At 61.1% G+C, this 12,383-nt stretch carries 11 protein-coding genes and 1 tRNA gene; 9 read left to right on the top strand and 3 right to left on the bottom strand.

The features are described 5' to 3' along the window. Nucleotides 1-3: 3 nt before the first annotated feature. Nucleotides 4-318, top strand: a complete 315-nt coding sequence (locus NW848_RS14645) for a hypothetical protein (RefSeq protein WP_011431083.1) — start codon at nt 4-6, stop codon at nt 316-318. Between the two features lie 129 nt (nt 319-447). On the opposite strand, the gene NW848_RS14640 is transcribed toward NW848_RS14645, so the two are convergent. Continuing rightward, nucleotides 448-1,515 carry a general secretion pathway protein gene (locus tag NW848_RS14640; RefSeq protein WP_011431082.1) on the bottom strand — a complete coding sequence of 356 codons (1,068 nt, stop codon included), beginning with the start codon at nt 1,513-1,515 and terminating at the stop codon, nt 448-450. Between the two features lie 168 nt (nt 1,516-1,683). Between NW848_RS14640 and NW848_RS14635 the strand changes: the two genes are divergently transcribed. From NW848_RS14635 to NW848_RS14615, 5 genes are all read left to right on the top strand, one after another. Continuing rightward, nucleotides 1,684-2,421, top strand: a complete 738-nt coding sequence (locus tag NW848_RS14635) for a pyridoxine 5'-phosphate synthase (RefSeq protein ID WP_011431081.1) — start codon at nt 1,684-1,686, stop codon at nt 2,419-2,421. Beyond that, nucleotides 2,418-3,050: a DUF3318 domain-containing protein gene (locus NW848_RS14630; protein ID WP_011431080.1), complete on the top strand. Its 633-nt coding sequence runs from the start codon at nt 2,418-2,420 to the stop codon at nt 3,048-3,050. The genes NW848_RS14635 and NW848_RS14630 overlap by 4 nt, the downstream gene beginning before the upstream one ends. An 18-nt stretch (nt 3,051-3,068) precedes the next feature. Then, complete coding sequence (locus tag NW848_RS14625; RefSeq protein WP_099812887.1) at nt 3,069-3,890, top strand: biotin--[acetyl-CoA-carboxylase] ligase; 822 nt, start codon at nt 3,069-3,071, stop codon at nt 3,888-3,890. 21 nt (nt 3,891-3,911) lie between these two features. Continuing rightward, entirely contained in the window at nt 3,912-4,886 is a 975-nt protein-coding gene (locus NW848_RS14620) for a M23 family metallopeptidase (RefSeq protein WP_099812888.1), read from the top strand. Between the two features lie 74 nt (nt 4,887-4,960). Then, nucleotides 4,961-5,041: transfer RNA gene (locus NW848_RS14615), tRNA-Leu, on the top strand. A 231-nt stretch (nt 5,042-5,272) separates the two neighbouring features. Here the strand turns inward: NW848_RS14615 and NW848_RS14610 are convergent. Then, entirely contained in the window at nt 5,273-6,286 is a 1,014-nt protein-coding gene (locus NW848_RS14610; protein WP_049749781.1) for a glycosyltransferase family 9 protein, read from the bottom strand. Nucleotides 6,287-6,785: 499 nt separating this feature from the next. Here NW848_RS14610 and NW848_RS14605 point away from each other — a divergent pair, with 499 nt between their 5' ends. Together NW848_RS14605 and NW848_RS14600 are read left to right on the top strand one after the other, a co-directional pair. Then, the gene (locus NW848_RS14605; protein ID WP_011431076.1) at nt 6,786-7,946 is read left to right on the top strand and encodes a DegT/DnrJ/EryC1/StrS family aminotransferase; all 1,161 of its coding nucleotides are present in this window, start codon (nt 6,786-6,788) and stop codon (nt 7,944-7,946) included. Between the two features lie 95 nt (nt 7,947-8,041). Further along, the gene (locus NW848_RS14600; RefSeq protein WP_099812889.1) at nt 8,042-9,250 is read left to right on the top strand and encodes a DUF58 domain-containing protein; all 1,209 of its coding nucleotides are present in this window, start codon (nt 8,042-8,044) and stop codon (nt 9,248-9,250) included. 186 nt (nt 9,251-9,436) lie between these two features. Here the strand turns inward: NW848_RS14600 and NW848_RS14595 are convergent, their stop codons facing one another. Continuing rightward, nucleotides 9,437-10,396: an NAD(+) kinase gene (locus tag NW848_RS14595; protein ID WP_011431074.1), complete on the bottom strand. Its 960-nt coding sequence runs from the start codon at nt 10,394-10,396 to the stop codon at nt 9,437-9,439. Between the two features lie 427 nt (nt 10,397-10,823). Between NW848_RS14595 and NW848_RS14590 the strand changes: the two genes are divergently transcribed. Continuing rightward, nucleotides 10,824-12,383 (top strand): serine/threonine protein kinase (locus NW848_RS14590; RefSeq protein WP_414511346.1); only part of this gene is annotated, 1,560 nt, incomplete at its 3' end.

The raw sequence follows: 12,383 nt of genomic DNA, 5'->3' as shown, positions 1-12,383 counted from the left end.
CCCATGACGATTTCGACAGAAGAGCGCCTAGAGCGGGTCGAGCGGCTGGTTGAAACCAACAGCCAAGCAATAGCTCGCCTCACCCAACAACAAGGGGAGATTCTGGATCGGATCGATCGGCTCTCAGGAGATACCCAAAAGCTCTCGGAGCGGGTCGAGAAGCTCTCGGGTGACGTCGAAAAGCTCACTTTTAAGTTCGACACCGCCCAAACCATTGGAGAACGGCTGGAACGTCTGGCCACCAGCCTGATTGCCGGGGCCACCATCAGCATTATTGCCGGGGTGATTTTGGTGCTGTTGCGGGAGGGATCCCGCTAGGAAGAAGCCGCTCAGGTTGTCGTGGGAATGGGACGCCTGGAGCGAGGAGGAGAGGCTTCTGGATTCCTACGGGCAGGGATTGGGGCAGGAGAGCAGTGGCCCGGCCTGTATCCAAATGCCCATAGGAGATCAACTGCCGGAATTGAGTTTTTCCCAGTCCTGCTGGCGGATGGCGATCATCTGGGCTTGGGCCTGAATGGCCGCCAGCATTTCTGTCATCAGGGGCCAGTCGCTGCCGGGGGGGGTGGGGTATTGCTTCAGCTTCTCGATTGTGGTGCTGAGGGCAGCTTGCAGTTGTTGCAGCAGTTGATGGGCCTGCTGGGCCAAAGCCACAGTCTCGGAGACGCGGAGGCGGTTTTGGCCTTGCTGATACTTGTGGAGGGTCTCCCCTCGCAGAATGCTGAGGATGGCGCCTTCCCTGGAGGAGGAAACCTGGCCACTCTTGGAGCGCTGGGGAATGATGCGCAATTGCAGCACCAGCGGCTCCCCCCGATACATCCGCTCTGCTTCCGCCTGCTGGGGCTCCCCGATCAGCCCTGCATCCAGGGCCATCATCCGCTTCATGGCGGCGATCAACTTTGCCCGTATCGACTCCGAGAGATCCTTAAATAGATCCCGCAAAATCCCCTGCTGGCGGTAGCGCACCCGACACACCAACCCCTCCTGGGGTTCAACAAAAATTTGCTCCGCTTTCTCCTCCAAAGCTCGCCGCAGCATCGAGTTCAGCAACTGCTGCGCCGTCTCTTCCGATTCGTCAACAGGAAGGGGCGGAGCAGTTGGCCGTGCCGGCAGCGGCTGGGTGGGGGTCAGTCGGCTGGGCGGCTCGGCCACGGGAGCAGGAACTTCCCGGGTGACGCGGCTGGCTTGGGCCTGGAGGCGTAGCTGCTCCACCTCTGCCGGGCTCGGCGGATGGCTGAAGTAGTAGGCAATTAAATCCTGCTGCTGCTCAAAAGTAATCGGGATCGGCTCAACGGAGATCTGGGAATAGGCGAGCATCTTGCTCACGTAGTCCAACGCCGCCAAATCCTGGGGATCCACCATGCCCAAGATCAAGCTGTCGGTGTCCAGAGCGAGGGGCACAACCTGGTAGTAGATGCAGATTTCTACCGGCAGGTATTGGGCAATCAGGACCGGCACCCGCGCCCGGTCAACAATGGAGTGTTGTCCCACCGCCAAAGAGGTATCTGGATTGGTCATGGCAAGCCCGCAGTGGATCCCGGAGGGGCGAGGTGTCGTTCTCGATCATAAAGCCTGTGCCCCTTAGCTCTGCGCCCCGCAATACCCTGACTCGTCTGACCGGCACAAGTAATGAATAATGTAATACTAGGAGCATTCATCACCAGCTACAGTGAAAGAAGTTGAGCCTTGTTAAGTCTGGGAGTTAACATCGACCACGTCGCCACCCTGCGCCAGGCTCGCCGCACCGTAGAGCCGGATCCGGTGGCCGCGGCGGTGATCGCCGAGTTGGCAGGGGCAGATGGGATCACGGTGCATTTGCGCGAGGATCGCCGCCATATCCAGGAGCGGGATGTGCGGCTACTGCGCCAGACGGTGCGCACCCACCTCAACTTGGAGATGGCCGCCACCGACGAGATGGTGGCCATCGCCCTGGAGATCAAGCCCGATTATGTCACCCTAGTGCCCGAGCGGCGAGAAGAGGTCACCACCGAGGGCGGTCTGGATGTGGCCGGGCAGGTGTCGCGTCTTAGCGAGGTGGTAAGCCAACTGCAGGGATCCGGCATTCCCGTCAGCTTGTTTGTCGATCCCGATCCCATCCAAATTGCCGCCGCTGCCCAGGTGGGGGCCCGCTGGGTGGAACTGCACACGGGACGCTATGCGGAGGCATCCTCGGAGGCGCAGCAAGAGGCGGAGTTGGCCCAACTGCGGCAGGCCAGCCAACAGGCGATTCAACTGGGCTTGCGGGTGAACGCCGGACACGGCCTCACCTACTGGAACGTCGGCCCGGTGGCCCGGATCCCTGGCATGGAAGAGCTGAACATCGGCCATAGCATCATCAGTCGAGCGGTGCTGGTGGGATTGGAGCGGGCAGTGCGAGAGATGCGTCAGGCGATGGGATTAAGCTCAGGAGTAGGCCCGGCATGAACTCGGAGTACTACAGCTACGACAACTACGTTCTCGACCAGGCTGAGATCGATCGCCTGCTGGATCTGCTGCCCGCCAGCATGCGGGAGAGCGTGAAGATCTTGCCGGCCTCGGAGCGGCAGACGGTGGTGATCAAGGGCCGCCGACAGATGCCCTGGGAACGGCAGATGCGGCTGTTCATCAAACCCTACGAGTGGCGACAGTTCACTCCTCTGCAGCGGGCAGGGCTGTTTCTCCACAAGGTGGGCTACTACAGCCGGGCAGCCTCGCGGCAGATCGACTTTTACCTGGCCATAGCGGCTCTGGGAGGGCTGAGCCTGATCTTCGAGGTCGTGCAGCAAGACCCGGTGGGGGCGACGGTTTCGGGAGGGTTGAGCGGCTTGGCGCTTTGGCAGTTGCGCCGCGACCAGACCAACGACCGCCGTCTTCTGGCTGCCGATGCCTACGCCGTGGATCGCCTGGTGTTGCGCGGGATCCCACGGCTGCAGGCGGTGGAGGCGCTGGGGCAGGCGCTGCACGTGGAGGCCCGTCTGGAGGGGCGCTCCGGCAACGACCTGCTGGACATGTTGCGCTATCAAAATCTGAAGCGGTTGGCCCAACGCCCGGCAGAAGATATCGTGTTGAGCTAGGGCTGGGGGGACTTAGCCATGCTCTCCCCCTCGCGGCTGGGATCCCTGGTGGGCCAGGGGGCATGGGGCCACCACCTCTTGCAGGTGGTGACAACCGACTCCACCAACCGGCTGCTTTTGCAGTGGGGGCGCCAGTTTCCTCAGCCCCTGCCGCCGGGCACGGTTTTGGTCAGCACCCGCCAACGGGCAGGACAGGGCCAGCACGGGCGGGTGTGGCACTCGGAGCCGGGGGGGCTGTATCTGTCGGTCTGGCTGGGATCCCCGCCTCTGCGGCATTCGCTGCTGGAGTTGACCCTGACGCTGGCCTGGGGTGTTGTGGATAGCCTACGACAGAAACTGGGGATCCCGCTGCGGCTGAAATGGCCCAACGACCTGGTGGTGGTGGATGAGCAGTGTCCGGGTTCTCTGCGCAAGCTGGGTGGCCTCTTGGTGCAGAGCCGCTTTGGGGAGAGAGGGCAACTGCTGGGGCTGGTGGCCGGCGTTGGGGTCAATGTCAACAATCCCGTGCCCGCTGGCGGGATTGCCTTGGCAGAAATTCTGGGATCCCGGCAGGACAGCACCGCAGTTGCCGCCTGGGTTTTGCAGGGGATGGAGCGCGGGTTTCAGATCTGGCTGCAGGAGGGGTTTGCCCCTGTGCGCTCCAGGTACGAAGCCTGGACGGTGAAGCCGCAAGTCCAATGGCTCCCTGGTGAGGCGTCGGCTACGGTTTTGGGCCTTGCCGAGGATGGCAGGCTGCGGGTACAAACTCCAGGAGGACAGATCCTCGTCCTTTCTCCCGACCAGGTGCGCCTGAGCTATCAAGCGTCTCTTGCCAGTGGCCCTTCGTTTCCTCCTGAGTGACCCGTGTTGGATCCCTTGCGCATGTCGGCAAAGTCTTTTTGGCTGCGTCTTCTCTCCCGGCCAGGCAGCCGGTTGGCGAGAAGGGCGCGGCTGCTGCGGCGGCTGGGCCTGGGCTTAGGGTTGGGACTGGGCCTGCTGCTCTGCTTCTCTTCCACCGCTCTGCTGGCGCAGACGCAACTCCATCCTCTGCCCCCTCCTCCCTCAATAGGCCCGGCTCTGGACACCCCTGGAGCAGAAGCCCTGCTGTTGGATGGTGCCATTCCCCTGCCGGCGGGCAGCCCAGAGTCTCCAGGCTTGGCGTCCAAACCTGGCAGCTCTCCAACCCTGGAGGCAGAAACCCGCGCAGAGACGGTGGTGGGGCGGGAAATTATTATGGAGCCGCCAGCAACCCAGAACTTGGCCGTCGATGCTCAGCCGGAAAGTGGGGTGCCGGTGGTGCTGATGGAGCGCAGCTCCGGTCGCCGCATCATCCTCATGCCAGGCGAAGAGATTCGTATTGAGGATCCCAGCCAACCCCAAACGCCTAAGCCGCCAGCGCCGGCATTGCCCGAATTGGCGACAGGTGAAGAACAGTTGCTCTATCCTTTGCCCCACCCCGTGCCGATTACCTCTGGGTTTGGCATGCGAATTCACCCCATCCGCGGCCAGCCAGAGTTCCATGCCGGCGTGGATCTGGGGGCCAGCCTGGGCACGCCAATCCTGGCTGCGTTGAGCGGCAAGGTGGTGAGCGCGGGATCCTTGGGAGGCCTGGGAATTACGGTTGTGCTGGACCATGGCGGCAGTCGGCGCACCCGCTACGGCCACATGTCCGAAGTCGCGGTAAGAGCCGGGGAAGTGGTGGAACAGGGATCCGTGATCGGCTATGTGGGGGCAACCGGGGCGGTAACCGGGCCACACCTGCACTTTGAGCTGTGGAAGCGGGCAGGGGGGCAAGGCTGGGTGGTTTTGGACGCCACAGAGGAGCTGAAGGTCGCCGTTGCCCAGTTGCCGGGTTAGCCAGAGCCGGCTTGGGTTAGCATAATTGAGCGGGATCCGAGTCGGCTGACAACCGGCCTACGGGGCCAGCTTTTGCGGACGTGGCGGAATGGCAGACGCGCTAGACTTAGGATCTAGTGCCGCAAGGCGTAAGGGTTCAAGTCCCTTCGTCCGCATGGCCAAACAAGCTCCTCATTCCCGGCCTTTTTCCTAGAGGGAGAAGGAGAAAACTGTGCTACTCCCTTTCCAGGCTGGGACAGCCGGTATAGCGGGACAAGCTCTCCCTGGGGCGAGGAGCGCAGTGTCCTGGGAGAGGAGTTGGGGTGAGGGAATGGTTTCAAACTTGTCCGAAGTGGCTGCAGGATCCCATAACCTTTTGGGCTGGTCTTGGGGAAAGTCTTCTGCCGCTAGCCGGGGAAGATCACTTGCAGGATTTGCTCAGGAGCAATCGAGTCGATCACCCCGTTGGCAGCCTTAACGGCGCGGAACGGCCCTTCGGAAGGCAGCAGCCGCTCCGGCTCAGTGGGGCCAAACACAGCCACCAGGGGAGTTTGGGTGGCTACTGCTAGGTGCATGGGGGCGCTGTCGGTACACAACAGCAGGGTGGAGCCAGCAATCAAGGCCGCCAGTTGGCCCAGGTGGGGAGGGCGGCTCACCGGCAGATCCGGCAGTTGCGACAGAAAGCCCTCCGCCAGCTGCTCATCTTCTGGCCCCAGCAGCAGCACCAGCGGCAGCTCCGGCCGCTTTTCCCGGAAGCCCTTGATGACCTTGACCCAGCTGGCGGGGGGGTAGATTTTCTGAATTCCCTTCTCCTGGGACAGTTGGCTGGCGCCGGGATGTAACAGCACGTAATCTTGGGCAGCATCCCCCAGCAGGCGCTTGCGTTCCTGCTCGGCCCACTCCAGGTCCGTCTTCTTTAGGCGAACCTGAGGCAGGCCTGCCGTCGCAGTGATGCCAAACCCCTGCAGCAGGTCGTGATACATGCTCGCTGCATATTGGGCCGGCTTCAGGGGCACCGGGTCGGTCAGCCAAGGTCGCCCAGGCCCTGGTGGAGCATAGCCAACCCGCTTCGGGATCCCAGTTAGCCAAAGCAGCAGCTTGACCCCTAAGCTTCTGCCCAGGCTCAGCACCGCATCGTACTGCCGTTCCCGGATTCGCCCCAGCAGATCGCTGATATCTCCCAACGAGAGCTGCTCTTTAAACGGAAAGGTTAGCACCCGATTCACCGAGGGACAAACCTCGTAGGCAGCTGCCGCCCGCGGCTCCACCAACACCTCTAGCTCCGCTTCTGGAAAGCGCTGCCGCAAACTTGCCAGGGTGGGAAAAAAAAGAATTTGGTCGCCAATCCCTCCCGGCACCAAAGCTAGAATTCGGGGGGCCAAAGGGGCTTTGCCGAGAACTGCTTGAGAAGCAACCTGCATAGAACATCCTGTCGATAGCTGTAGCCGACCTAGGGAATCCCTGGCCAGGGACGTACCGCGTTTACTCTATCTCAGATTGGGATAGATTCGGAGTGGGCTGGGATCCCAGCAGTCCACTTGTAGCGAAGATAAGGGAAGAATCACTTGGGGCCAGAGCGTTGTGGACGCCGAAAATCAGCTTTTCCGCCTCAGGGAAGAGGCATAGGCGATTTTAATCGCTGATTTCTCTCTCTGCTACACTGTACATACTGACCTACCTTCGTGAAAAACCTAGCCGGCAGCTAAGCAAGACAAACCAAGCAGAGCCTTGGCATTATGTCCTTGCTTGCGCTAGCGGGACAGGGCTGTGAGAGCTGTCTAGAGGCGGCTTGACAACGCCTTTACGAGTCCAGCAACGGACTGGGTAAGAATTCTCCAGCTTTCTTTAGTTGGTGGGAGTGTCGAAAGCTCTCATCCTCGATAATGGGCTGTGGCCGCTACCTTCCCAAAAGGCAGCACCGTGACGGATGAGCCTATTCCGCTGCTGGACTTGACCTTGCAATACCGCGCTCTGGCTGAAACCCTTCTGCCCGAGGTGGAGGCGTTGCTGGCCTCAGGCCAGTACATCGGGGGAGAGGCGGTGCGGCGTTTTGAGGAGCTATTCTCCCGGTTTCTTGGCGGCGGGGACCTGGAGGCTGTTGGCTGCAATTCCGGCACCGATGCTTTGGTGCTGGCCTTGCGCGCCCTTGGGATCCAAGCAGGTGACGAGGTGATCACCACTGCCTTTAGCTTTTTTGCCTCCGCCGAGGCTATCGACTTGGTGGGGGCACGGCCGGTGTTTGTGGATGTGGATCCCTGCACTTTTAACCTGGATCCCCAGCTTCTGGAAAAGAGCATTTCCCCCCGCACCAAGGCGGTGATCCCGGTGCATCTGTTCGGCCAGGCGGCCAACATGACCGAGATTCTGGCCATCGCGCGGCGACATGGGTTGGCCGTGATAGAAGATTGCGCCCAGGCGGTGGGGGCCTGTTGGGGGGGCAGGCCGGTGGGAACCTGGGGAGATATCGGCTGCTTCAGCTTTTTTCCCACCAAAAACTTGGGGGCAGCAGGGGATGGTGGGGCGGTGGTGACCCGGGATCCACAATTGGCCCGCAAGGTTCGCATTCTTAAAGAACACGGCCAGACTCGCCAATACCAGCACGAGCACATCGGCCTCAACAGCCGCCTCGACGCGCTGCAAGCCGTGATCCTGTCGGTTAAGTTGACCCACCTGCGGGAGTGGAACTGGCGGCGGCAGGGGATTGCCGAGTCCTATCACCGCCTGTTGCAGGGGATCCCTGGGCTGATCCTGCCCCAGGTGGCGGTGGGGGGCAACTCGGTGTGGCACCAGTACACGGTGCGGGTGCCTGGTTCCGACTCGACGGACTCGCGGCGGCGCGACCGGTTGCAAAAGCAGTTGCAGGAGCGGGGCATTGCCAGCCGCGTTTACTACCCCATCCCGCTGCATCTGCAGCCGGTGTACCGCAAAAAGTTGGGGTACAAACCTGGGGATCTGCCCAATGCTGAGCTCTGTGCTGCTCAAGTGTTGTCCTTGCCCTGTTTTCCTGAGTTGACTCTCCAACAACAGGAGCGGGTGGCTGCGGCCATTGCCCAAATCCTCACCGAACAAACCTGCTCCTAGTGCCTGATCCCTTTACGCTGCAAGATACGGGTATTCTTGCGCGGAGGGTTGGGGAGCAAGAATTAGCGGTACAGGGCTGCAGAGGAGGCAGGCAAATGTTATTGAAACTTAGCCAAACGGCACTTCAACTCCTGCAATCGTTGCAGTGGCCGCGGAAGTTGGGGATCCGCCCTCCCCAGTTGTCCTCAAGGCAGCGGGTTCGTTTTCTGCGCCGCTTCCGCTTTACCCGCATCGGGGGGCGGTTTGTTGGGATCACCCTCTTGGTAAGCATTGCCGCCTTCAACACCGGCAACAATCCCCTTTACTTGGTGCTGGGGATGCTGCTCAGCCTCATTCTCCTCAGCGGCATGCTCTCCGAGCTTACCCTCAAAGATCTGGAGGTGAGCCGGCAGTTGCCCAGCCGCATTTTTGCCGGCCAGCCGGTCTTGGTGGGGCTGACGCTGGTCAACCGCAAACGGCGCCTGCCCAGTTTTTCCCTACAGGTCAGCGAGCGCATTGAGGGGCTCAGGCGGGCCGATTGGCCTTCCAGCTACGTTTTGCGCTTGGATCCCGGCGCCAAGCTAGATACCTTCTATCAGCACACTTTTTCACGGCGAGGGGCGTGGCGGCTGCAGGGCTTTGAAATTGCCACCAGCTTTCCCTTTGAACTCTTCCGCAAGGCAGTGGAAATTGAGGATGCGCAGACGGTGATCGTGTTTCCTCGGCCTGCCCCTGTGCAGGGTTTGCTGCTGCCGGATCAGTTCAGCGGCGGCAGCCGGTTGCGCCCTCAGCCGGGCCAGGAGGGGGACTATCTCAGCTTGCGGCCTTATCGTCCCCAAGATGATGTGCGCTCGGTGCACTGGAAGATCTCGGCCAAACGGGATCAACTGGTCGTGCGCGAGCTGGAGCGTCCCCGTTCCCAGGCCATTGTCCTCTGTTTTGAAAACCGCTGGCAGCCGCGGGGAGAAGGCCCTGAAGCGCATCGCAACAAGCTGGAGCGGGCCGTAGAGCGCTGTGCCGGGATCCTCACCTATCTCATCCGGGAAGGCCACCCGGTGGCGTTGGCCACCTTGCAGGAGCGGACTCCTTTCGGAACGGATTTGGCCCATCTAGATTGCCTATTGGCCCTCTTGGCTCAACTGACGTTTGTCGGGGATCCGCAACTCAATTCTCAACTGAAAAGAGAGCCTGATCCCTCTGTCGGGTTTAACCTCACCCCCCAAGATCGCTGTGTGCTGCTGGCCCATCCCGGCCAGGATGGAAAATCTGCCCCGGCCCATCTCATCCACACGGGATCCCTGCTGCAATTTATCCCAATTGAGTGAACCTCAGACTCATTTTGATAGCGGAATCCGTCGGGGAGCGTTTGGAAAGCTTGAGTCGCGGATCTCTTTAAAGCTTTAGGTTGAACTGCTGGAAAAGTGTCTGAGTAGGTAAAGTCTGAGGCTCATGGGAGAGGATTCCAGGGGAGTCAAACTCCGCTACTCTAGCTCCCCAACTTTAGGATCCCTTTATCCCCCTTCCGGGCGGTGGTTGGTGGTGGGGATGTAGATGCGGCTGCCGGCCCACTGCAGTTTTTCTCGCAGGGTGCGGAAGTAGGAGAGGTCTTTTTCTAGGATCAGCAGCTTGGCCGGCAGGTGAGCCCGTTGAATTTGTACCCACTGGCCGGGGTTGACCGATTGGGCCAAGACGCCATCGCTCCAGAGGCGGGTCAGCCCTTCCGGATCGGCAAGGGGCCAGATCTCCACCGTAGCCGTGCCGCCGATGACGATGGGACGGCTGGACAAGCTGAGGGGACAGATGGGGGTGATGATGATGGCCTCAAAGCTGGGCTCCAGAATGGGGCCGTTGGCTGCCAGGGTGTAGGAGGTGGATCCCGTCGGTGTAGCCACCAGCACACCATCCCCGTGGTACTGATCCAAAATCTCGCCATTGACTTCGATTTCCAGGATGGCGGCGGGCAGGCGTTCCCGGTTGATGGGCTTGAGGCACATTTCGTTGAGGGCGTAGTACACGTCACTGACCGGGCGGCCCTGCCGCTTGCCCTCGCCAGGAATAGCCCCCTGCCCCAGTTGCACTTGCTCCCAAATCTGGGCCTGCAACATCATCCGGGCTTGCAGGACGAAGTCTCCGGCCTGGATGCGATCCCAGGGATCCTGGTGCAGCACCCGCTCTGACTGGGCCAAAAACCCCAGCCTGCCCCCCGACTGAATGGGCAAAATGGGGATCCCATGGGGGGCCAGGTGGCGGGCCGCCGCCAACACCGACCCATCTCCCCCCAGTACCACAGCTAGGTCGATGGGATCGGAAGTGGCCTCCAGGAAGACCGGGTAGGGGTTGTGGTGCAAGCCGGTGGGGGCTGTTAGCACCGTAACGCCGCGCCGGCGCAACTGCTCCGCACACAGTTGACAGGCGGCCTTGCTCTCCCGATCCCCCTCTTTGTAGGCAATCACCACCAAGCCCAAGTCCATAAGCCCTCGCGCAGGGATCCCTTCCGATCATCCCCCTTTGGGCTGAAGGTTGCCCAGAAGGCTGAATTTCCCCCAGCATTCCCTTGCGCTTTTTTCACATTTACTGGAGATCCTTAAAAAAATCTCTAAATAGTCATTCCAAATGGTAATAAAAAACGGCTTGTCGCAACGCTGTCGCGCACGCGCTGGCGGCGCAAAGCGCTATCCCTAACTCCCCTCTCCCTTTGGGAGAGGGTCTGGGGGTGAGGGGGGCTGGGAGAGGGGCTGGAGGTGGTCGCGCCGGCGGCGCGGAGCGCTTGGGCCTCCAGAGAGTCAAAGATTGGGATCCCTGAAGTTGGACTGAGCAATGGGCGGGTATGAATTCCAGCAATTGGTTTATCGTATGGACATCTTGGCCTGAGCTGCCTTTTCTTGCGCCTGCAAACCTATGTCTTTTGATCTCACCAATCGCATTTTGGGCGGTCGCTACCGGCTAATTCAAGAAATCGGTGGTGGCGGCATGGGATCCGTCTTTCGCGCCTTGGACTTACACAACAACCACCAAGAGGTGGCGGTCAAGATCCTGCACGCGCCCTTGCTGCTGAGCCGGGGCGACGCCCAGATCGATTTGCGCCGCCGCTTTGCCGAAGAGATCCGCATCAGCATCCTTCTGGGACAGCATCCCCGCATCGTCAAAGTTTTGGATCACGGCCAAGAGGGCGAGCAAGCCTACCTGGTGATGGAGTACCTCAAGGGGCAGGATCTGGGCAAGCTGATGCGGGAAAAAGGGGCTCTGCCGCTTCGGCAAGTCATTCGGTTGGCCCTGCAGGCTTGTGAAGGGCTGCACTTTGCCCACACGTTCCGCGCCAAGGTAGATGGCCGCGAGATTCGGGGCGTGATTCACCGCGACATCAAGCCCAGCAACCTGTTTCTCGAGCAAGTCTTGCAAGAGGGCCAACTCACGTCTCAACTGAAAATCCTCGACTTCGGCGTGGCCAAGACCCTGGCGGATCACACCCTCAGCCTAGGCACCCACAAAGGGGGCGGATTTATCGGCACGGCCCGTTACGCCTCTCCTGAACAGATACGGGGCAAGTCTCTGGATGCCCGCTCGGATATCTACTCGTTTGGGGTGGTGCTCTACGAGATGCTGACGGGATCCATGCCCTTTCAATTGGAAACCGACTCGTTGCACAGTTGGATCCACGCCCATTGCTACGAAAGCCCCCTTGAGATCAACCCGGAGACAACTCCGCAGCCGATCCCGCCCGCCTTGGCAGCGGTGGTGATGGATTGCCTGAAGAAAAACCCGGACGAACGCCCGCAGACGATGCAGGAGCTGGGGGAGCGGCTGCTGCAGGCCTATGAGCTGACGGTGGCCACTCAACTCCCCAGCAGCCAGGCCAGTACCGTGATTCTTCCCACCGGCGGTGCCAAGGCTCAAAACGAGGCTCCACCCTCTTCCGATCCCAGACCGCCGATCAAAACCACCGGCAATACAGGATCGGCTTCTGGAGCCTTTGAAGACATCCGCGATGAAGATCTGGATCTTGTCGAAGATGAGCCCATCCCGCCTGCAGGTGCAGGGATCCCCTATTACATCGCCGAGCGGGAACCTCTCCCCTCAGATCCCTCGGCAGAAGCTGCGCCGGATCCCTCCCCCAAAGTTGAAGGCGAAACTGCCGAAACGCCCTCTACAGTCATCCAGGCCAGCAACACGCTTCCGGCTGCTCCCCCTCAGGATCCCCCCGTCCCACCACGAACGGATACTCCCCCTACCCGTCCCCTGCCGCAAGCCGCCCCCCCAACGGTTCTCCAGCCTTCCGGCAGCAGCCTAAAGTGGGTCTTGGCCGGGGGAGGCGCTGTGGCTTTGTTGGCCGCCTTTTGGCTCTGGCCGCGCCCAACAATCCGCGATACTCAGGAAGAGCCGGAGCCGATTTCTACCGCTGAAGTCACCCCAACACCTACCCCCCCCCCCCCCCCCCCCCCCCCCCCCCCCCCCCCCCCC

Source organism: Synechococcus sp. RC10A2 (genome assembly GCF_047502605.1).
This window is presented reverse-complemented; position numbering and strand designations above follow the sequence as displayed.